The sequence below is a fragment of the Cognatishimia sp. MH4019 genome (assembly GCF_020177595.1).
In the GTDB taxonomy this organism is placed as follows: Bacteria; Pseudomonadota; Alphaproteobacteria; order Rhodobacterales; family Rhodobacteraceae; genus JAHTBL01.
The window spans coordinates 320,401-341,471 of the sequence record NZ_JAHTBL010000002.1; the positions used below are offsets into that span (position 1 = coordinate 320,401).

Below are 21,071 nucleotides of genomic sequence, written 5' to 3' on the forward strand. Positions count from 1 at the left end.
CATGAAAAAGTTCGTGATGGCCGCATTGGGCGGCATTGCCACAGCAACAATCGTGACCACTCAGGTCGCCGGCCCATTGATCGCGCAAGAGGCCGAGAACAGTGCGTCGGTTTATGAACAGCTTGACCTGTTCGGGGATATCTTTGAACGCATCCGTGGCCAGTATGTCGAAGAGGTCGAAAGCAGCGACCTGATCGAGGCGGCGATCAACGGGATGCTGACCTCGCTTGATCCGCATTCGTCTTACCTGTCGCCTGACGATGCCGCCGACATGCGCGTGCAGACGCGCGGCGAATTCGGCGGTCTGGGCATCGAAGTGACCCAGGAAGAGGGCTTTGTGAAAGTCGTCTCGCCCATCGACGGCACCCCTGCCGATCAGGCTGGTGTCGAGGCGGGCGATTTCATCACCCATGTAGACGGCGAAAGCGTGCTGGGCCTGAACCTTGATGAAGCCGTCGACATGATGCGCGGCCCGGTCGGGTCCGAGATTATCATCACCATCGTGCGCGAAGGCGAGGTTGAGCCGTTTGACGTGACCATCGTGCGCGACACGATCAAGCTGACCGCAGTGCGCACCCGCACCGAAGGCGACACCGTTGTTCTGCGCGTAACCACCTTTAACGACCAGACCTCCCCCGGCCTTGAAGACGGCATCCGCGAGCAGGTCGAAGAAGCGGGCGGCATTGAGAACGTCAACGGCTTCGTGCTGGACATGCGCAACAATCCCGGCGGCCTGCTGACCGAGGCGATCCGCGTGTCGGATTTCTTCCTCGACAAGGGCGAGATCGTGTCGACCCGTGGCCGTGACCCCGAAGATGGCGACCGCTTCAACGCGACCCCCGGCGATCTGGCCCAAGGCAAGCCGATTGTCGTGCTGATCAACGGCGGCTCCGCGTCGGCGTCCGAGATTGTGGCCGGTGCCCTGCAAGACCACCGCCGCGCGATTGTCGTGGGCACCAAAAGCTTCGGCAAAGGCTCTGTTCAGACGGTCATGCCCCTGCGCGGTGACGGCGCGATGCGCCTGACCACCGCGCGTTATTACACGCCGTCGGGTCGCTCAATCCAGGCGCTTGGCGTCTCTCCCGATATCATCGTGGAACAGCCGCGCCCCGCTGAGATCACCGAGGAAGAGGAAGAAAACGCACGCTCCCGTTCCGAGGCCGATCTGCGCGGCAGCCTGAACAATGACAGCCTGTCGGAGGATGAAGTCCAGCAGATTGAGGCCGACCGCGCACGGGCCGAACAAGCCGCCGAGCTGCGCGAGGAAGACTATCAGTTGGCCTATGCCATCGACATCCTGACCGGCCTGAACGCGCTGGGTCCGGTTGAGTAAAAAGGAACGGCCCGGGCCTGCGTCCGGGCCACCCAAGATGACCCCCGACGAGATCGCAAAACTCCCCTACCGACCCTGCGTCGGCCTGATGCTGGTCAATGGCGACGGGCAAGTTTTTGTCGCCCAGCGCAATGATCGCTACACCGAAGCGTGGCAGATGCCTCAAGGGGGCGTCGACAAGGGCGAGGACCCCAAAGAAGCCGCCCTTCGCGAACTGTGGGAAGAAACCGGGCTGACCGCCGACACAGTCACGGTCGAGGCGGAAAGTCGCGACTGGCTGCCTTACGAGCTGCCCCATGATCTGGTGCCGCAGATATGGAAAGGGCGCTATCGCGGGCAAAAGCAAAAGTGGTTTCTGCTGCGGTTTCATGGGCAGGACAGCGATATCAATATCGAGACGGAGCATCCTGAGTTTTCCGCCTGGAAATGGGCCGCACCCGACACGCTGATCGACGCGATCGTGCCATTCAAGCGGGACGTTTACGAGGCCGTTCTGAGCGAGTTCCGCGACAAGCTCTGATCCACGCTCATGCGACTGGATCAAGCCACAGCTCGTTTTCAAGGCAGCCCCAAAGACGAACAGACGCCATTGCGCTAGGCTTCGCAAACCTCTACGCAAACGGCCATGAACAAACAGAAACTCGATACACAAGCCATCGGGCTGGATGCCGGGCTGGCCTTCATCAAATGGGTGACGGGGGCCGAAAACCTTCATTATGGGTTGTGGGACGGGCTGGATGTGACCGCCGGAAACCTGCGCGCCGCGCAGGATGCCTATACCGATAAGCTGTTCAGGTTACTGCCCGAGACGCCCTGCCAGATCCTTGATATCGGCGGCGGCGCGGGCGAGACCGCGCGCAAGCTGATCGCGCTGGGTCATAGCGTGGATATCGTGGTGCCGTCGAAATTTCTGGCTGATCGCTGCCGGGCCAATGCGCCCGAGGCGACAGTGCATGAAATGATGTTCGAGGATTTCCAATCCGAACCACGCTTTGATCTATGCCTCTTTTCGGAAAGCTATCAGTATATTCCGCTGGATCAGGGTCTGCCAAAATGCCTGCGGCTGCTGGAGCCGGGCGGCCAGATCATCATCTCGGATTGCTTCCGCACACCGGCCTATAAGGTCGCCAATCTGTCTGCGAAAGTGGGCGGCGGGCATCGTGAAAAAGCGTTCCGGTCGATGCTGGAGACGCAATCCGTCCGCATCGCGTTTGAAGAGGATATCACCACCTCAGTCGCGCCATCCGTCGATCTGGAACAGGGCCTGTTCAACGTGTTCGGCTATGCCGCCAGCCGGATTGACACAGAGCTTGCCGCGAAACGCCCGAAAATCCGCTGGCTGATCCACCGCGTGTTGCGCCTGCTGATGTCAGAACGTAAGCGCGCGCGGCTGGACGAGCGGCTGAACAAGCAGACCCGCAATGCCGAGGCGTTCAAGACCTACAACCGCTATCTGATGATGGTGATCGAGCCAAGCTGACGCCCTAGCGCAGCTTCTTGAGCAAGGTCATCGACGGATAGCCATCTGGCGTCAGCCCGCGCGCTTTCTGAAACTTGCGGATCGCGGCGATGGTGTTCGGCCCGATGCGCCCGTCCACACCTTGGGTGCTGAACCCTGCGCGGGTCAGGCGTTGCTGCAACTCCTTGCGTTCCGCCGATTTCAACGCCCTATCTCCGCGCGGCCAACTGGCTTGGAACGCGCGCTTGCCCGCGATGCGGTCGCTCAGATGACCCACGCCGATCACATAGGCATCGGCGGCATTATAGCGCTCGATCACGCTGAAGTTTTTGAAGATCATAAAGGCGACACCCTCGGATCCGGCAGGCAACAGGATTGAAGCCGAGCCATAATTCGGCACCGCTTTGCCATCCAGACCACGCACGCCAAGGCGGCTCCATTGGTTGGGCATCTTCTGGATTTTGCGATCCGCCAGCGCGTAATCAAAGCCCCGCGGAAGCTGCACTTCGACGCCCCAGGGCATGCCCTTCACCCAGCCAAACCGCTTGAGGTAATTCGCGGTGGAGGCCAGCGCATCGGTCGGATCATCCGACCAGATATCGCGACGGCCGTCGCCGTTGAAATCCTGCGCATAATCCAGATAGGAGGTCGGCATGAACTGCGTATGTCCCATCGCACCGGCCCAGCTGCCGGTCATACCGTGCACATCCGTGTCGCCGTTTTGCAGAATGCGCAGCGCCGCGATCAGTTGCTCTTCAAAGAACGCTCCGCGCCGCCCGTCATAGGCCAGCGTCGCCATCGCCGGGATCACTTCGGTCTTGCCGCGCACGGCACCATAGGCGCTTTCCAGCCCCCAAACGGCGACGACGACTTCCTTATCGACGCCATACTTGGCCTCGATCCGGTCCAGCTTGGCCGCATGCGTCCGAAGCGCCGATTTACCATTGCGAATGCGACTGTCAGAGACCGCACTGTCCAGATAATCCCACAGCGTTTTCGTAAATTCAGACTGGTTCCTGTCCCGGCTGATCGCGTCGCTGTTATAGCGCGCATCGCGAAACGCCTTGTCGAGCGTCGCGCGCGTGATCCCCTGCGCCATTGCGCGGCGTTTGAAGCCGTCGATCCAGCGCTGAAACCCGATGTTGGAAGTGGAAAGCTGTTCTTGGGTCACGGATGCGCTCCTCCGCGTCACGTCCACGGCGCGGTTGGGCCGGATGGTGGGCCGGATCGAGGTGCCGACGACGAACACAACCGGCTGCGCCGTCACACGCTCCACAATTGCGGCGCGGGACTCCGGCCGTATAGAGGATGTAGGCGCCGCCGCGCTCGCCATGCCAGCCGCCATCAAAAGACCGCCGATCAAACCTGTCTTGAGTAGTGTCATGTGCCTGCCCGCCTTTTTTAAGCGTTTGAGCAGAGCATACAGGGATTGTTTCCGTTCTGGAAGCAATCAGCGCAAGGACACGCAAAAACTTGCGTTACCGCCGGCGGGAGACCTTGCGTTTGACTTTATCGGCCTTGCGCTTTGCCTTCACTTTGCGCCGCTTGGGTGAACCACGTCGCCCGCCGCCACCGCGCCCTTGGGGCAGGTCTTTGCCGTCGAGCTCCAGCAGGTCCAACATCAGGCCACCGGTCACCGGAACAGCCTCAGACAGCTTGACCAAAACGCTCTGACCCAGCGAAATCTCGATCCCCGTATCGGCCCCCATCAGCGTCTGCGTTTCAGCATCGTGATGGAAGTACTCCGACCCGATATTGCGCATCGGCACCAGCCCGTCCGCCCCGGTTTCATCCAATTTCACGAACACGCCAAACCGCGCAATCCCGCTGATCCGGCCGGTAAAGGTGCTGCCCACCCGGTCGCTCAGATAGGCGGCCAGATAGCGGTCGGTCGTGTCACGTTCGGCCATCATAGACCGCCGCTCCGTGTCCGAGATTTGCACGGCAGTGGCGTCCAGTTCGGCGATATCCTCAGGGCTCAACCCATCCTTGCCCCAGCCATGCGCCGTCACCAGCGCGCGATGCACGATCAGGTCCGCATAGCGGCGAATGGGCGATGTAAAATGCGCATAGCTTTTCAGCGAAAGCCCAAAATGCCCGAAGTTTTCAGCGTTGTAATAGGCCTGCGTCATGGATCGCAGCGTGCTGAGGTTAATCAGCTCAGCAAACTCGCTGCCCGCTGCGGCGTTCAGCAACCGATTCAAGTGCCGCGTATGCAGCACCTGCCCCTTGGCGAGGTTAAAGCCAGCGGTCTGGGCTGTCTCGCGCAGGCCTTCCAGCTTCTCCGCCGTCGGCTCTTCATGGACCCGGAACAGCAGTGGCTGACCCTTTGCTTTCAGCGTCTCGGCAGCGGCGACATTGGCGAGGATCATGAACTCTTCAATCAACCGATGCGCGTCCAGACGGTCCTTGAAGGCGACCGACTGCACCTCGCCGTCCTCAGTCAAAATGATGCGACGTTCGGGCAGATCCAGATCAAGCGGTTGGCGCTTTTCGCGGGCCTGACGCGCGGCGTGGTAGGCGGCATAAAGCGGCGCAATCACCTCCTCCATCAACGGCCCAACCTTGTCGTTGGGCGCGCCGTCCACGGCCTCCTGAACCTCTTCATAGTTCAGCGATGCCGCCGACCGCATCAGGCCTCGAACGAAGCGGTGCCCCTTCAATTCGCCCCCTGCCGTCAGCTGCATCCGCACCGCGATACACGCCCGCGGCACCCCTTCATGTAGCGAACACAGATCGCCCGACAGTCGATCCGGCAACATCGGCACCACCCGATCCGGGAAATAGGTGGAGTTTCCCCGCTTGCGTGCCTCCCGATCCAGCGCAGAGCCGGGCGTCACGTAAGCCGCAACATCGGCAATCGCGACCCAAACAACATGGCCGCCGGGGTTCTTCGGGTCTTCATCCGCATGGGCGAAGCAAGCGTCGTCATGGTCGCGCGCATCGCTGGGATCAATCGTGACGAAAGGCACATCGCGCAGGTCCTCACGGCCCTTCAGACCAGCGGGTTTCTTGGCGTCGGCCTCGGCAATCACCTCATCGGGGAAGTCGTCGGGAATGCCGTGCTGATGGATCGCGATAAGCGAAACGGCTTTGGGCGCGCTGGGATCACCCAGACGGGTCACGATCCGCGCTTTGGGCAGACCCATCCGCACCTTCGGCCCGGATTGTTCCGCCTCGACCAACTCGCCATCCTGCGCGCCATGGGTCGCCCCCGCAGGCACGTCCCATTCCTTGTCACTGCCCTTGTCGATGGGCAACACGCGGCCCCCTTCGGCCCCTTTGCGGAACACGCCAAGAATCTTCGTGGGGTTATGACCGATGCGACGGATCAGGCGCGCCTCATAGGCGTGATCTTCGCCCCGCACCTCGGTCAAACGGGCCAAGATCCGGTCCCCCTCGCCCAACGCCGGATCGCTGTTTCTCAGCACCATCAGAACGCGTGGCTCGTCGGCCTCCCCTTGCCACTCCAGCGGCTTGGCGAACAGATCACCGTCGCTACTGGGCACTTGCACTTGGAGCACCGAAACAGGCGGCAGCTTGTCGGGATCGCGATAGGTCTTCTTGCGTTTTTGCAGATGCCCGTCGGCCTCCAGCTCGCGCAGCAACCGCTTCAGATCAATCCGCGCGGCCCCTTTGATGCCAAAGGCGCGCCCGATATCGCGTTTGCTGGTTTGCGTGGGATTGTCCGAAATCCACTGGAGGATTTCATCCTTGGTTGGAAGCCTGCTCATACCTTGTCGCTACCACGCAAGGCGCGCGCCGTCACCCGCGAAGATCGGCCACCGTATCCACATCGCGCAAGGTCGCCACATGAGCGATGCGCGCACCCGGCAGACTGGCCTTGGTATCGGCCAACGCATGCTCGGTCGACCAGCGCACGCCCTGGAACAACGTGGTCGGCACCGGCCCCACACGCTTCATCCCGATCAGCCAATATCCCCCGTCCGGCGCGGGGCCGAAGACCGCCTCATGATTGCCCAAAGCGGCAAACGCCTCGGCAATGCGCGCGGCAGTCACACCGGGAATATCCGCCCCGATAATCGCGACCGGTCCGGGCGGCATCATGCGAAACACACGCCCCATCCGGTCGCCCAGATCGCCTTGGCCCTGCGCCACCCGAGGCAAATCAGCAGGCCAAACCCGGCTCAGCATCCCATCCCGATCGGGCGCCACGGCCAGCACCACATACCAGCGCGGATCGCGCACCCGCCGCAACAGCCCGCGCACCTGATGGCGAAACCACCACGCGGCCGCCGTCATCCCGATATCCCGACCCAGACGCGTTTTCACACGCCCCGGTCGCGGCTCTTTCACCATGACAACCAGTGTCGGCTTCACGAAAACATCACCCGCATATCGCGGTGCGGAATGCGCGCATCCAGATATTCAGGGCCGTAGGCTTCAAACCCCAGCGCCTTGTAAAACCCAAGCGCATGCACCTGCGCCCCCAACTTGACACCCTTTACAGTTTCACCTTTGCGAAAATACTCAATAGCCCACCGGATCAAATCCGCGCCATGCCCGTCACTTCGGTGATCGGGCGACACGCAGACCCGCTCCACCTTACCCATGCCGTCAACAACACGCAGGCGCATCGTGCCAATCGGCGTATCGCCTACACGAAGCAGCACATGGATCGCCTCGCTATCGCGGCCGTCCATCTCTTCAGCCTCGGTGACACCTTGCTCGCCCACAAACACCTGACGGCGCAGTTCAAAACACGCCTGCTTATCAGCATCGGTTTCAGCAACGCGGATCATGCGAAATAGTCCTGCAAGATGCGGGTGTAGATACTTTTGAGCTGGTGGATTTGCGCCACCTCGACCCGCTCATCCACCTGATGCATCGTCTTGCCGACCAAGCCAAACTCCACCACCGGGCAGTGATCCTTGACAAAGCGCGCGTCCGAGGTGCCGCCCGTCGTCGACATCTCCGGCACGCGGTTGGTTTCCACCTGAACGGCTTTTGCCACCAACGCCGATAGATCGCCCGGCGGCGTGATGAAACTCTCGCCCGACACTTTTACAGCCACCTCAATCGCCACGCCCGTCGCCTCCGCCACTTTCGCAGCCTCACCTTCCAACCACTTGGTGAGAGACGCGCCGGAATGGGCGTCGTTGAAGCGGATATTCACCGTCGCCTTGCACTCCGCCGGGATCACATTGGTCGCGGGGTTGCCCGTATCCACCGTGACGATGGCCAAGGTCGAGGCGTCGAAATGCTCCGTCCCTTGATCCAGTGCGTGACCTGCAAGCTGGTCGAGCAGCCCAACCATCGCGTGCAGGGGGTTTTTGGCGCGATGCGGGTAGGCGGAATGCCCCTGCACGCCCACCGCCTTTATATACGCCGTCAGAGACCCGCGCCGCCCGATCTTCATCATCTCGCCCATCTCGTTGGGGCTTGTGGGCTCCCCCACCAGACAGACCGACATCGCTTCGCCCTCGGCCTTCATCCAGTCCAGAAGGGCGGTCGTGCCGTCCAGCGCATCGCCTTCCTCGTCGCCTGTGATCGCAAGGATTACCGATCCATCGGGCGGCGTGTCTTTCACGAAATCCACGGCAGCAGCCGCAAAAGCCGCGACACCGGATTTCATGTCGGTCGCCCCGCGCCCGTAAAGGAACCCATCCTTGATCTCGGCCCCAAAGGGATCAACCGTCCATGCGGCCTCGTCGCCCAAAGGCACCACATCCGTATGCCCGTTAAACCCGAAAGAGCGGTCATGGCCCTTCTCGCCCCAACGCGCATAAAGGTTCGCAATCCCGGCGCGGTCCACGCGCCAGCAGGCAAAGCCCGCGTCCTCCAAAAGGTCTTGCAACAGCACCAGCGCGCCCCCTTCCACAGGCGTGACAGAGGGGCAGCGCACAAGGGCGGCGGTCAGCTCGACAGGGTCAGTGGTCACGGTGATTTCCTTCCTGGCCAATCCCCCTAGGCGATACCGAGTTGCCACACCGGATGCAATTGTCTCGGGACCGGCGGAAAATTGCTTAACAAAACCTTAATGCCGCCATAGGCTTGTCTCAATAACATGACCCGAGGCAGGGCAAACAAAACCGTTGGGTCCAACGAGACCCGCATCGAGCAGTCGTCAACGAGCGACATTCCATAGGGGCGCAATTGCCCCGAAGATCGGCGTTTGCGCTGTCTCCAGAGGTGGGGACAGGATATGGTTGCGGCATCGGAAATTCCGATCAATGCGAACGCGTCTGCGTTGCAAATGGCGAACGCGATCTTTGGCGCGGGCGTTTCCGTGCAAAGCGCAAGCTACACGGGCTCCTGGTACTCGTCGGGCATCTACTCGAACGGAGATTCCGTCTCAAGCGGGGTGATGCCAGGCGATACGGGCGTTATCCTGTCGACAGGCAGCGTCCGCAATTTCACCGATGGCAACGGGCAGGCCAATAACGGCAGCACCAAGTCGACGAATTCACAAGGGCCGAACAACCAAAGCGACTTCAACGCGCTTGCCGGCACCAACACGTATGATGCCGCTTATCTCGACATCGACTTCATCCCCACGGGCAGCACGATGACGATGCAGTTCGTCTTCTCGTCCGAGGAATATCCCGAATACGCCAATTCCGTTTACAACGACATGGCGATGGTCTGGGTCAACGGCTCTCCGGTGCCGATTGCGGTGGGCGACGGGCAAACCGCTGTCGGCAACATCAACGGGGACGAGAACGAGAACCTCTACATCTCGAACGAAAACGGCGACTACAACACCGAGATGGATGGCTTTACCGTCACCATGACGCTCACAATGCAGGTCAATCCCGGTGTGCTGAACTCGATCCGGATCGGCGTCGCGGATGTGAGCGACAGTGTCTACGATTCCAACCTGCTGATCGCCGGTGACAGTATCCAGACCGAGCTTGTCGCGATTGAAGACAATGTGACGGTCGGTGTCGGCGGCACCAAGACCATTGACGCGCTGGCCAATGACATTGCGCCCAACGGCAGCGTGCTGACGATCACCCAGATCAATGGTGTGAATGTCAATGCGGGCGATAGTGTCACGCTGGCTCAGGGCCAGACGGCCACGCTGAACGCCAATGGCACGATCACGATAACGACCGATACCGATGTCGAAGAGACAAACTTCACCTACACGGTCGAGGATACGACGACCGGCAATACCGATGTGGGCTTTGTCACGGTTAACACCGTGCCCTGCTTTGTCGCTGGCACGCTGATCCAGACACCATATGGCGAGCGCCCCGTCGAAGAATTGACCCCCGGTGACATGATCCTCACCCAGGATGACGGCCCCCAGCCTTTGCGCTGGATCGGTTCGCGCGAAGTGGCCGCCATTGGCAAGCTCGCCCCCATTCGCATCCGGGCTGGCACGTTCGGCGCGCACCGCGAATTGATGGTCTCGCCCCAGCACCGCGTTCTTATTCGCGACAGTCTTGCCGATCTGCTCTTTGGTGATGCCGAGGTCTTGGTCGCGGCGAAAGATCTGGTCAACGATCATTCCGTGCGGCGCGTCGAAGGCGGGCAGGTCACCTATGTTCACCTGCTTTTTGACCGCCATCAGGTGGTCTTTTCCGAAGGCCTGCCGACGGAAAGTTTCTTCCCCGGACCGCAAACCACCAAAGCGTTCGAGGCCGAGATTATCGACGAGATTTGCACGATCTTCCCCGAACTGGACCCGATGACAGGCGAAGGCTACAGCCCCACCACCCGCCGCGCTCTGCGCTCGTTCGAAGCGCGCCTGCTGTTGGCGGCATAACGTGACCGGCGGGGGCACTTTATGACCTGGATCGGTTTGCGTGATGTGAACACGCACCGCTTCTCGCTGGCTGGAATTGCCGCGCGCGGGCTGCACCCTCCGCGCTTTGTCGACGACGCCTTGCTGAAACGCGGATCGCTCCAGATGGAGTTTGCCTACACGCCCAGCACCCGCCGTCAGGTGCTGATCGACCATCGCTGCGAAGTTCCGTGGCCCGTGCATCTGCGCGTCACGATCACCCCCGACGCGGTGCTGCATTTCGACCTGCGCTGCGGGGCCGAGCGCAGCTATATGTGCCTTGAGACCGGGCTGACCGACTGCGAACGCGCGGTTGAGCTGGTCTATTCCTGGCACGCACCAGATCGCACCGCGCTCTTGTCGCTACACCTGCCCTATGCCGCCAGGAGCGTGCACCGGGCGATGTATGATCCGTCGCCCGTCCCGCTGACCGCGCTGCAATCGCTGATCGAAGATCAAGGCAGCGCCCGCGCGCTGATCTATCTGGCGCTCAGCACTGATATCGAACCGATTGGCCCGGCCCCGTCGCTCGCCGGGAACGCGATTGTCGAGACGCCTTCTGGCCCCCGCTACGTCGCGCATATTCAGGCCGGGGATCATGTACTTTGCGATGATGGCCGCCCACGGCCTGTGATTTGGGCAGGTCATCGTGACGTGCCTGCGCGCGGGCGGTTCCAGCCGATCCGCCTGCGCGCGCCTTACTTCGGATTGCGCCACGATACCGTCGTCGCGCCCACCCAGCACATCGCCTTTGACGGCCCCGATGTAGAGTATCTTTTCGGCGAAGAGCGGGTTCTTGTCAGCGCCAGCCACGCGGTCACTGGCGGCGTGCAAGCGATCCGCGATACGCGCAAATACGTGGTCCGCTATCACCAGCTTCTGTTGGAGGACCACGCACTTATTCGGATCGGTGGCGCGGTTGGCGAAAGCCTGTTTCTAGGCGCTTTGGCCAAGGATGATATGGCGCTGAACGCGTCAATCTGGTCTGGCACCGATTTGGACAACCTGCCGAGCCATAGCAACTTTGCGGCCCCCGTGCTCAAGCAATACGAAGCGGTCACCCTGACCCGCGCCTTCGTCTAGTCCCACCGTCTAGTCCTTGTCGTAAAACGGCGTCATCTGCGCCACGATGACCGAGTTTTCGTCCAGCGCGCGCTGCATCAGGGCGCGTTCGTCCTCATTGATGTCATGCCCTTCCGCCAGACGCTCCTCCAGCGTGCCGTAGCCCGACACATCCAGCGGTGCGAGGTCAGCCTGCTTGAGGATCGCCACCGTTTCGCGCACGGCCTCCGCCTCATCAATCCCGCTGGCAAAGCACATCAGCGCCGCGCCCGTGCTGCCCTCGGGTAGCCCGTCACCGTCCTTGCGGCCCACCTCCACCAGCAGGGTAAAGACCTGCTGGCGGGATTTCTTTTTGGGTTTGTCAGTCACTGGGTCCGGCACTTAATCGCGCAGCAATTCGTTGATGCCGGTCTTCGAGCGTGTCCGCTCATCCACCCGCTTCACGATCACCGCACAATAGAGGTTCACGTTGTTCTTCGACGGCATGGAGCCTGCGACAACCACCGAATAAGGCGGCACTTCGCCATACATGACCTCACCCGTTTCGCGGTCCACGATCTTGGTGGACTGGCCGATGAACACGCCCATGCCCAGCACCGAGCCTTCGCGCACGATACAGCCCTCAACCACCTCGGAGCGCGCCCCGATAAAGCAGTTATCCTCAATGATCGTGGGGCCAGCCTGCATCGGCTCCAACACGCCGCCAATGCCGACGCCGCCGGACAGGTGCACGTTCTTGCCGATCTGCGCGCAGGAGCCGACCGTGGCCCAGGTATCCACCATCGTGCCTTCGTCAACGTAAGCGCCAAGGTTCACAAAAGACGGCATCAGCACCACGCCCGGCGCGATGAAGGCCGACTTGCGCACAACACAATTCGGCACAGCACGGAACCCCGCAGCCTTCCACTGATTATCGCCCCAGCCTTTGAACTTGCTGTCGACCTTGTCCCACCAGCCACCCGCCTGCGGGCCGCCATCCTGCTGCTCCATATCCTTGATACGGAAGCCCAGCAGAACCGCCTTCTTGGCCCACTGGTTCACATGCCAGCTGCCATCACCCTGCTTCTCAGCCACGCGCAGGCTGCCGCCATCCAGAGCGTTCAGCGTATCTTCAATCGCCTCGCGTGTTTCCCCGGTGGTGGCGGGCGTGATCGTGTCGCGCGCCTCCCAAGCGGCTTCAATGGCGGTTTCCAGTTGCGCGTTCGACATGGTCAGCCCCTTGTTTTTCATGGCGTTGGTCTGCGGCAGCCTATAAACGCAAGGCAACAGGCACGCAATCCATTGAGGCATCCGATGAAAGACGACACGCGCCGTCACCCCCTGCGGCACAGCAACGAAGATATCGAGGCAGCGACCCATACCCCCGACACGCCCCAAACCCGTGCGCCAGCTTACCGGCTGGCCTTCGCGGATGAGGATTTTCTGTGTCGGCCCGAGCTGCGCCCAGTGCGGTTGCAGCTTGAATTGCTCAAGCCGGAACTGGCATTGGACGAGGCTGGGGTGAACTCCACCATCGTGCTCTTTGGCGGCGCGCGCATTCCGGCCCCCGCCAATAAAGACAGCGCGCGGACGCAGACGCTGGCGGACCTGTCCTCCTATTATGACGAGGCCCGCACCTTTGCGCGGCTGATGACCGAACGCTCTGACGGGTCCGAGAATGTGATCGTCACCGGCGGCGGCCCCGGCGTGATGGAGGCGGGCAATCGCGGTGCGCTGGATGCGGGCGGCAAGTCGATCGGGCTGAACATCGTGCTGCCACACGAGCAAGCGCCGAACGAGTATGTCACGCCCGAGCTGTGCTTCAACTTCCACTATTTCGCGATCCGCAAGATGCATTTCCTGATGCGCGCCAAGGCGATCTGCGTGTTCCCCGGTGGCTTCGGCACGTTGGACGAGATGTTTGAAAGCCTGACGCTGATCCAGACCGGGCGCATGGCTCGCGTGCCGTTTTTGCTGTTCGGCGAAAAGTTCTGGCGCGATATCATCAATTGGGAGGCCCTGTCGGAGGCCGGAACAATATCCGCCGAAGATCTTGAGCTATTCCAGTTTGTCGAGAATGCCGAAGACGCAATCAAGGCGATTGATGGCTGGGAAGGCGTCGGCGAGAAGCGTGGGGTCATACCCGGGCGGTAGGGCTGTTATTTGAGGCATCCTGCATGGACCAGCTTTATCAAAATAAGGCTCTGGTAGAGGTCTATGATGCTCTAAATACGTCGCGGCAGGACTTCGACTTCTATCGCGCACGGTTTCCTAATCCCCCCTGCCGGGTTCTTGATATCGGATGCGGCACTGGCATCTTTACCCTCGAACTTGCGGCTGCGGGCTACCGCATCACGGGTGTCGACCCCGCTGCCGGGATGATCGCTGCCGCACGCGATAAGACCGGCGCTAAGGAGGTCGAATGGGTTGTCGGGCACGTTTCGGATTTGCAGATTGAGGATCGGTTTGATGTCGCCGTCATGACAGGTCACGCCTTCCAATGCCTGCTGGAGGAGGGCCAGGTGTTGGAGCTGTTTCGCGATGTCGCCGCGCGGCTGAAGACCAAAGGTGCGTTTTGGTTTGAGACGCGAAACCCCGCCGCAAAGGCGTGGACTGGTTGGACGCCCGATCGGACCGGGCCGCCTGTTATGCTCAGCGACGGTCGCTCGCTTCGCGTGATCCGCAACGTTGAAACAGTCGAAGACGAGGTTGTGACGTTTTCCGAGACATATGTGTTCAGTAGTCAGAAACAGGCAATCACATCGCAAAGCAAACTTCGGTTTATGCCCTTCTCACGGATCAAGGACTTGGCCACGAGAGCTGGGCTTCTTATCCAATCCGTCGCAGGAGACTGGACAGGTGCAGCCTTTGGCCCGCACAGCTCGGAAATTATCGTGAAACTGGTTATGCCTGAATAACTGCGCAACGGGTGAGCAGAGTACACAAAACTCTTTAGAAGAGTTTGGGGAAAGTTTTCTGAAAACTTTTCAGCCCTGGGCACTGTCGTGCCCCCGCCCCGGACCTGATCTAGGGCCTCTGGGGTTGGGGTTGCGCAACAGTGGCAGCGGGGTCCCGGATCGGGTCCGGGACGGGGGCGCCATGCTCACACTGTCGTTACCAAAATCACGCAATACCCCGTCACGGGCCTGTGATGTGCGTTCGCGCACATACGCCAAGATCACCGTGCGCGTTTTCAGGTCCACTGTGGAATGCCATTTGTCTGTCATCGGAAGCGCAAACTTCCAAACACACACAACACACACAAAGGACCATCAAAATGAAATTCGCTCTTATCTCCGCCCTCGTCGTCGCTGCCGCTCCGGCCTTCGCTGATATCACCTCGCCTGCTGAAGCCAACGCGCAGCACGGGTTTGAGACCTCGTTCGTGGCCTCCAACGATCTGGGCAAAACCTCCCCCGCTGAGATCGCTGGTGAAGGCACCGTCGGCAATGACGTGATCTCCACCCAAAACGTCGACACCCTCGCCAAGCTGGGCGTCACATCGGCTGCTGAGCTGGCCGCACGCTAAGACCTAACGCCCGCCTCTGTCCTCCCCCGGAGGCGGGCCGACCCCCACACACAACACACACGCACAAAGGATTATCCCAATGAAACTCGCACTGATCACCGCCTTCGCCCTGTCCGCTGCCGCTCCGGCTTTCGCTGACATCACCTCGCCTGCTGAAGCAGACGCGCAGCACGGGTTTGAGACCAGCTTCATGGCTGATGCCGATCTCGGCAAAGTCTCTGCCGCTGAGATTGCGGGCAGCGACACCGTCAGCACCGACGTGATCATCGACCCAGAACGTCGACACCCTCGCCAAGCTGGGCGTCACATCCGCTGCTGAGCTGGCACGCTAAGAACACCCCTCGCGCTGGGGTCCCCTCCCTGCCGCAGCGCGAGCGCTTGGGCGCGTCCCCGTCCAGGCTCCACAACGCCAATCCCGCTTCACGAGATTGGTCACCGCGTCCCAACGGATGACCCAAACAGGTGCGTTGTGGAAAAGCCGGTCCCCGCAATATCGCAGGGGCCGGCTTTTTGCTATTGAGCGGAGGCCATCTGACGTCGGTACGTCGCCTTCATCAGCTCTTTCCTGCGATGCAGATCGCGCGCGATGGCTTGGCTGAGCACATCGTTAATCGTGGTTTCATCTTCCCATGCCGCAAGGCGTAGCGCTTCTTCGACGGGGGCGGTGATCTGGAGTTCTAGGGTCATGGTTTGCATGACCTCAATAACCGCGATTCGGCTGAATCAACCGTTAAGACCGGCCTCTGCAGCAATTTGCGCACGGGATTTCCGCGCGCGTTCCGTCGCGGATTTCAACTGACCACAAGCGGCCATGATATCTTCGCCGCGCGGGGTACGGATCGGCGACGCATAGCCCGCATGATAGATGATATTCGCAAACGCCTTGATCCGCTTCCAGTCCGAGCGCTGATAGGGCGCGCCGGGCCATTCGTTGAACGGAATAAGGTTAATCTTCGCGGGGATGCCCTTGATAAGCTGGATCAGACGCCGCGCGTCTTCATCGCTGTCATTCACGCCTTTGAGCATCACATATTCAAACGTGATCCGTTCGGAATTCGACGCTTTGGGATAGGCGCGCAGGGCATCCAGCAGCGCCTCGATATTCCACTTCTTGTTGATCGGCACCAGCTTGTCGCGCACCTCATTCGTGGTCGCGTGGAAGGAAATGGCAAGCATGCAGCCAATTTCCTCAGCCGTTTTCGCAATCTCGGGCACAACACCGCTGGTCGACAGCGTAATACGACGACGCGAGAGGGAAATCCCCTCAGGGTCCATCGCGATCTTCATCGCGTCACGGACGGCGTCGAAATTATAAAGCGGCTCGCCCATACCCATCAGAACGATATTCGAGAGCAGCCGCGTTTCGTTCTTCGGCGCGCCAATCTCGGGCCATTCGCCCAGATCATCGCGTGCGACCATGACCTGACCGATAATCTCGCCCGCTGTGAGGTTGCGCACCAGCTTTTGCGTGCCGGTATGGCAAAACGAACAGGTCAGCGTGCAGCCGACTTGGGAAGAAATGCAAAGCGTCCCGCGATCTGTCTCAGGGATGTAGACAACCTCAACCTCGTGGCCGCCGGCAATCTTCACCAGATATTTGCGCGTGCCATCGTCAGACACTTGTTTGGAGACGACCTCAGGCACCTCAACGACAAACTTTTCTGCCAGATCAGCACGATACGCCTTGGCGAGGTTCGTCATTTCATCGAAAGACCGAACACCCTTCTCATAGATCCACTGCCAGATTTGCCCTGTCCGCATCTTGGCCTGCTTTTCAGGCGTGCCATGGGCGATCAGCGTCTCGCGCAGCTGCGCACGGGTGAGGCCGACAAGGTTAATCGGCCCCTCCGGCAGCTTCCGGGGCAGCGTCATCACGTCTTGGGTAATCGGTGCAGTGGCCGACATCAGGTCATCACTTTCTTCAGGATTTGGCTCACATATAGGATTCGCGCGCCAAATCCAAAGAAATCAGCTGGCGCAGCGCGACTCGGCCTCTTCCACAGCGGCCGTGAAGCCCAGAAGGGAGAACGTGTCTTGCGTCGTGGTCCCGCGACCAGAACGCCCCGTCACGACCGCTTCGGCCCCGCGCTTCATCGCGGCGACCAACTTGGCGTCATCCGCGGGCGTCGGAGGCCACGCGCTTTCGCCATCGGTGAACAACTCAAACGTGCTGTCGCCCACGCGCACCGACACGGTAGAGCCGGACGCAAACGGATAGCCGCCCGCGAATTGCACCTGCCCCGATACACTGGCCGAAGGGCGGTTGAAGACCAGCATGTAAATGTCGCCCCGACGCACGGCCACAACACGACCATCGCGCGTATTCACTGTTTCCTTGGGCGCGGACACGGCCCAGCATTCGGTCGGGTTGCTTTCGACAAAGACGCTCCAATCGGTCTTTGCCGCGACCCGGTTTGTTGATTGTTCCTGCGCCAAGGCGCCACCTGCGACCAGCGCCAATGCGGCCCCGGCGATCAAACGCGTGGTGAGTGAAATCATTCTTACAGCCTCCAAGCTGTCATTGCCTCAAATGCCCCGTCCCAGCCCCCGTCTTTCGCGGATTTGCCTTGCTTGGGGTGTTTTCTCTCGATGCCATAGTCTAGCGTGTTTTAGCTATACGAAGAAAGACCTCTTGGCGGAAAATCGCTGAGATGTGAGGAGGGGCAGATATATGGGACAAGCTGTTGATCTTGTTGAGATTTGGCGCGGTGATATCCTGGAAGGGATGCACCAGGGCCATGCGGTGATCGTGGACGACACGGGCCAGATCATTGCCGCTTGGGGCGATCCCGACGCTGTGATCCTGCCGCGGTCGTCCTGCAAGATGGTGCAGGCCTTGCCATTGATCCGATCCGGGGCGGCTGATGCGTTTGGGCTGACCTCGTCTCAGCTGGCGCTCGCCTGTGCGTCCCATAGCGGCGAGGCGCAGCATGTGGCGCCTGTGCAGGCCTGGCTCAAGGCGCTTGAGCTGGGCGATGATGACTTGCGTTGCGGGTCCCATTTGCCCATGGGCGAGGCCCCGAAACACGCGATGATCGCGGCCCATGAAAGCCCCTGTCAGTGCCATAACAACTGCTCGGGCAAGCATGCCGGGTTTCTGACGCTCAACAAACATTTGGGCGGCGATGCCGAATATATCGACCCCGCGCATCCGGTGCAGATCGGCTGCCGCGACGCGATGGAAGAAACTTCGGGCGTGACGCCTGCGGGCTACGGGATCGACGGCTGCTCTGCCCCGAATTACGCAACAACAGTGTCTGGTTTGGCCCGCGCCATGGCCCATTTCGCAACCGCGTCCGGGGGCAGTGCAGAATACCGATTGACCCAAGCCATGATGACCCACCCCGAGCTTGTAGCCGGAACCGGTCGCGCCTGCACCGATCTGATGCGGGCGGCAAATGGCGCCGCTGCGCTCAAGACTGGCGCGGAAGGGGTCTATACCGGGATCCTGCCGGGCAAACGGCTTGGGATCGCGTTGAAGATTGCCGACGGGGCGACCCGCGCAAGCGAATGCGTGATCGCCGCGTTATTGGTCAAATGCGGTGTGTTAAAGACTGATAATCCCCAGATCGCCAAGCGGCTACATCCTCAAAATACCAACTGGCGGGGCGTGCAGACAGATACGCTGCGACCAGTCGCGGAATTGATGAATTAGGCCTTGTTAGAGTCTATTTCTCGCCCTGCACAAAGTCATCGCGGCTGTAGCCCTGAACATAAAGCAGCGCCGTCAGGTCCCCATGGTTCACCCGCACATTGCACTGCGCGGCGACCGCCGGTTTCGCATGCAGTGCGACGCCCATCCCAGCCCGTGTCAGCATGCCCAGATCGTTGGCCCCATCGCCCACGGCGATCACGTCGGCATCTGTGATACCAAGCGTTTTCGTAAGATCATCAAGGGCTTGCACTTTTGCTTCCCGGCCCAGAATAGGGCGGCCCACATCCCCGGTCAGCTTTCCATCCTCGATCAAAAGCGTGTTGGCGCGGTTGGTATCAAAGCCCAACTGGGCAGCGACCGCGCTTGTGAACGCGGTGAACCCGCCCGACACAAGCGCCGCATAGGCTCCATTCGCCTTCATCGTCGCCAGCAAGGTCTTGCCACCCGGCATCAGAGTGATCCGATTGGCCAAAACAGACTCTATTACTGCGGAATCGAGCCCTTTTAGCAGACCGACACGCTCAATCAGCGCGCCTTCAAAATCCAACTCGCCGTTCATCGCGCGGGCCGTGATATCGGCGACACGCGCGCCGACGCCTGCCTCATCGGCCAGCTCGTCGATGCATTCCTGCTGGATCATCGTGCTGTCCATATCCGCGAGCAGCAAGCGCTTGCGCCGGTTCTCGGCAGGCGAGATCACCAGGTCGACCCCATGACCCTGCAACTCTTTCCACGTGGCCCCCACGGTATCCGGCGCCACCGGAATCGCGAACGCCGCCGCCTCATCCGGGGCCAGCCAAACCGCGTCGCCCCCGCCCCATGCGTTGCGCAGCGAGTCCACCAAAGCCGGGTCCAGAGACGGGCGCGCAGGCGCAGTGAGCAAAGTGACGATCAGCATGAGGAAAGTTTCCGATAGTGACAGGACAGGTCGCAAAAAGACGATTGAGCGGCGCTATAGCGACATTTTTGCTGTTGTGAAAGCGTCGGCACGTCCGTATGCCCGCAGGTGGGACACCTCTCCCCAACGAGAGGCGCTTATCTGGAAGGGTAGCATCAATGGCTATTACGACACCCGGCACGCGGCCGGCTAACCCGCGTTTTTCCTCTGGCCCCTGCGCCAAACCCCCCACATGGACGCTCGACGCTTTGGCAGACGCCCCCTTGGGTCGCTCGCACCGCGCCGCTGTCGGCAAAGACAAGCTGAAAGCCGCGATCGAGACGACGCGCGAAGTTCTGGGCGTGCCTGCGGATTACAAGATCGGCATCGTGCCTGCGTCTGACACAGGCGCTTACGAAATGGCGATGTGGTCGATGCTGGGCGAACGCCCCGCGCAGATGGTCGCGTGGGAGAGTTTCGGGGCTGGTTGGGTGACCGACGCGGTCAAGCAACTCAAGATCGAAGCAGAGACTATTACGGCGGAATACGGTGAAATTGTCGATTTCACGACGCTCGATTTCGACAAGGACGTTTGCTTTACATGGAACGGCACGACCTCTGGCGTGCGCCTTCCGAATGGCGATGCGATCCCCGCAGACCGCGCCGGTCTGACGCTCTGCGACGCGACCTCCGCCGCGTTTGCGATGGACCTGCCATGGGACAAGCTCGATGTGACGACGTTCAGCTGGCAGAAAGTACTGGGCGGTGAAGCGGCCCACGGCATTCTGATCCTATCCCCTCGCGCGGTGGAGCGGCTGGAAAGCTACACGCCCGCATGGCCCCTGCCCAAGATTTTCCGCCTGACCAAAGGTGGCAAGCTGATCGACGGCATTTTCACCGGGGCGACGATCAACACGCCCTCGATGCTCTGTGTCGAAGATTACCTTTTCGCGCTGGATTGGGCGAAATCTGTGGGCGGCCTGAAAGGCCTGATCGCCCGCGCTGACGCCAACGCAAAAGCTGTCTGGGATTTCTGCGACGCCAACGATTGGATCGACAATCTGGCCGTTGATCCCGCGACACGCTCCAACACCTCCGTCTGTCTGAAGTTCACCGACGCGCGCATCACCGATGGCGCGGCCTTTGCCAAAGCCGTCGCGAAGCGGTTGGAAGCCGAAGGCATCGCGCTGGACATCGGAGCCTATCGTGACGCACCCGCTGGTCTGCGGATTTGGTGCGGCGGCACGGTCGAGACCTCGGATATCGAGGCGATGTTGCCGTGGCTCGCATGGGCCTTCGAGACCGAAATCGAGGCGCAAAAGGCAGCGGCGTAAAGCGCCCCTGCCAGCCGATTTGTACATACCCCTGCCATACGCAAGCCATACCGGAACCAGACCCGACCCATACGGCTTGCCACACCTAAA

22 protein-coding genes are annotated in these 21,071 nt (G+C 60.9%); 11 read left to right on the top strand and 11 right to left on the bottom strand.

Translation table 11 applies throughout. The annotated features are described in order from the left end of the window. Position 1 precedes the first annotated feature (1 nt). The 3 genes from KUW67_RS04810 to KUW67_RS04820 all read left to right on the top strand — a co-directional run bounded on the left by KUW67_RS04810 (position 2) and on the right by KUW67_RS04820 (position 2,813). A complete protein-coding gene (locus tag KUW67_RS04810; RefSeq protein WP_224824143.1) occupies positions 2–1,333 on the top strand; it encodes a S41 family peptidase in 1,332 nt (443 codons plus the stop codon). 37 nt (positions 1,334–1,370) lie between these two features. Further along, positions 1,371–1,853 carry an RNA pyrophosphohydrolase gene (locus tag KUW67_RS04815; RefSeq protein WP_224824144.1) on the top strand — a complete coding sequence of 161 codons (483 nt, stop codon included), beginning with the start codon at positions 1,371–1,373 and terminating at the stop codon, positions 1,851–1,853. A gap of 105 nt (positions 1,854–1,958) precedes the next feature. Next, positions 1,959–2,813: a bifunctional 2-polyprenyl-6-hydroxyphenol methylase/3-demethylubiquinol 3-O-methyltransferase UbiG gene (locus tag KUW67_RS04820; protein WP_224824145.1), complete on the top strand. Its 855-nt coding sequence runs from the start codon at positions 1,959–1,961 to the stop codon at positions 2,811–2,813. Positions 2,814–2,817: 4 nt separating this feature from the next. On the opposite strand, the gene KUW67_RS04825 is transcribed toward KUW67_RS04820, so the two are convergent. The 5 genes from KUW67_RS04825 to dapE form a co-directional block, all read right to left on the bottom strand. Continuing rightward, complete coding sequence (locus tag KUW67_RS04825; protein ID WP_224824146.1) at positions 2,818–4,176, bottom strand: lytic murein transglycosylase; 1,359 nt, start codon at positions 4,174–4,176, stop codon at positions 2,818–2,820. Positions 4,177–4,270: 94 nt separating this feature from the next. Beyond that, positions 4,271–6,526: a ribonuclease R gene (gene rnr / locus KUW67_RS04830; RefSeq protein ID WP_224824147.1), complete on the bottom strand. Its 2,256-nt coding sequence runs from the start codon at positions 6,524–6,526 to the stop codon at positions 4,271–4,273. A gap of 31 nt (positions 6,527–6,557) precedes the next feature. Next, positions 6,558–7,133, bottom strand: a complete 576-nt coding sequence (locus KUW67_RS04835; protein ID WP_224824148.1) for a TIGR04282 family arsenosugar biosynthesis glycosyltransferase — start codon at positions 7,131–7,133, stop codon at positions 6,558–6,560. Continuing rightward, positions 7,130–7,555, bottom strand: a complete 426-nt coding sequence (locus KUW67_RS04840; protein ID WP_255596701.1) for a GNAT family N-acetyltransferase — start codon at positions 7,553–7,555, stop codon at positions 7,130–7,132. The genes KUW67_RS04835 and KUW67_RS04840 overlap by 4 nt, the downstream gene beginning before the upstream one ends. Next, positions 7,552–8,694 (bottom strand): succinyl-diaminopimelate desuccinylase, encoded by a 1,143-nt coding sequence (gene dapE, locus KUW67_RS04845; RefSeq protein WP_224824149.1) that lies wholly within the window; start codon positions 8,692–8,694, stop codon positions 7,552–7,554. Before dapE ends, KUW67_RS04840 begins: the two co-directional genes overlap by 4 nt. Before the next feature lie 264 nt (positions 8,695–8,958). Here dapE and KUW67_RS04850 point away from each other — a divergent pair, with 264 nt between their 5' ends. Continuing rightward, entirely contained in the window at positions 8,959–10,527 is a 1,569-nt protein-coding gene (locus KUW67_RS04850) for a Hint domain-containing protein (RefSeq protein ID WP_224824150.1), read from the top strand. A gap of 21 nt (positions 10,528–10,548) precedes the next feature. Beyond that, positions 10,549–11,628 (top strand): Hint domain-containing protein, encoded by a 1,080-nt coding sequence (locus KUW67_RS04855; RefSeq protein WP_224824151.1) that lies wholly within the window; start codon positions 10,549–10,551, stop codon positions 11,626–11,628. A gap of 9 nt (positions 11,629–11,637) precedes the next feature. Here KUW67_RS04855 and KUW67_RS04860 read toward each other — a convergent pair whose 3' ends face one another. Then, entirely contained in the window at positions 11,638–11,976 is a 339-nt protein-coding gene (locus KUW67_RS04860) for a hypothetical protein (RefSeq protein WP_224824152.1), read from the bottom strand. Positions 11,977–11,988: 12 nt separating this feature from the next. Next, a complete protein-coding gene (gene dapD, locus KUW67_RS04865) occupies positions 11,989–12,816 on the bottom strand; it encodes a 2,3,4,5-tetrahydropyridine-2,6-dicarboxylate N-succinyltransferase (protein ID WP_224824153.1) in 828 nt (275 codons plus the stop codon). Positions 12,817–12,900: 84 nt separating this feature from the next. Between dapD and KUW67_RS04870 the strand changes: the two genes are divergently transcribed. The 4 genes from KUW67_RS04870 (at position 12,901) to KUW67_RS04885 (ending at position 15,434) form a co-directional block, all read left to right on the top strand. Next, on the top strand, positions 12,901–13,740 hold the full coding sequence (locus KUW67_RS04870) for a TIGR00730 family Rossman fold protein (RefSeq protein WP_224824154.1): 840 nt from the start codon (positions 12,901–12,903) through the stop codon (positions 13,738–13,740). A 23-nt stretch (positions 13,741–13,763) separates the two neighbouring features. After that, positions 13,764–14,504 carry a bifunctional 2-polyprenyl-6-hydroxyphenol methylase/3-demethylubiquinol 3-O-methyltransferase UbiG gene (locus KUW67_RS04875; protein ID WP_224824155.1) on the top strand — a complete coding sequence of 247 codons (741 nt, stop codon included), beginning with the start codon at positions 13,764–13,766 and terminating at the stop codon, positions 14,502–14,504. A 359-nt stretch (positions 14,505–14,863) separates the two neighbouring features. After that, on the top strand, positions 14,864–15,115 hold the full coding sequence (locus KUW67_RS04880; protein WP_224824156.1) for a hypothetical protein: 252 nt from the start codon (positions 14,864–14,866) through the stop codon (positions 15,113–15,115). 79 nt (positions 15,116–15,194) lie between these two features. Next, positions 15,195–15,434, top strand: a complete 240-nt coding sequence (locus KUW67_RS04885; protein ID WP_224824157.1) for a hypothetical protein — start codon at positions 15,195–15,197, stop codon at positions 15,432–15,434. Between the two features lie 194 nt (positions 15,435–15,628). Here KUW67_RS04885 and KUW67_RS04890 read toward each other — a convergent pair whose 3' ends face one another. The 3 genes from KUW67_RS04890 to KUW67_RS04900 form a co-directional block, all read right to left on the bottom strand. Further along, positions 15,629–15,802: a hypothetical protein gene (locus tag KUW67_RS04890; RefSeq protein ID WP_224824158.1), complete on the bottom strand. Its 174-nt coding sequence runs from the start codon at positions 15,800–15,802 to the stop codon at positions 15,629–15,631. Between the two features lie 36 nt (positions 15,803–15,838). Next, the gene (gene rlmN, locus KUW67_RS04895; RefSeq protein ID WP_224824159.1) at positions 15,839–17,020 is read right to left on the bottom strand and encodes a 23S rRNA (adenine(2503)-C(2))-methyltransferase RlmN; all 1,182 of its coding nucleotides are present in this window, start codon (positions 17,018–17,020) and stop codon (positions 15,839–15,841) included. 63 nt (positions 17,021–17,083) lie between these two features. Next, a complete protein-coding gene (locus KUW67_RS04900; RefSeq protein ID WP_224824160.1) occupies positions 17,084–17,614 on the bottom strand; it encodes an invasion associated locus B family protein in 531 nt (176 codons plus the stop codon). Between the two features lie 172 nt (positions 17,615–17,786). Here KUW67_RS04900 and KUW67_RS04905 point away from each other — a divergent pair, with 172 nt between their 5' ends. After that, positions 17,787–18,770, top strand: a complete 984-nt coding sequence (locus tag KUW67_RS04905; RefSeq protein WP_224824161.1) for an asparaginase — start codon at positions 17,787–17,789, stop codon at positions 18,768–18,770. A gap of 13 nt (positions 18,771–18,783) precedes the next feature. Here KUW67_RS04905 and serB read toward each other — a convergent pair whose 3' ends face one another. Further along, positions 18,784–19,668: a phosphoserine phosphatase SerB gene (gene serB / locus KUW67_RS04910; RefSeq protein ID WP_224824162.1), complete on the bottom strand. Its 885-nt coding sequence runs from the start codon at positions 19,666–19,668 to the stop codon at positions 18,784–18,786. 158 nt (positions 19,669–19,826) lie between these two features. On the opposite strand from serB, the gene KUW67_RS04915 reads away from it, so the two are divergent. Further along, entirely contained in the window at positions 19,827–20,981 is a 1,155-nt protein-coding gene (locus KUW67_RS04915; protein ID WP_224824163.1) for a phosphoserine transaminase, read from the top strand. Positions 20,982–21,071: the final 90 nt, after the last annotated feature.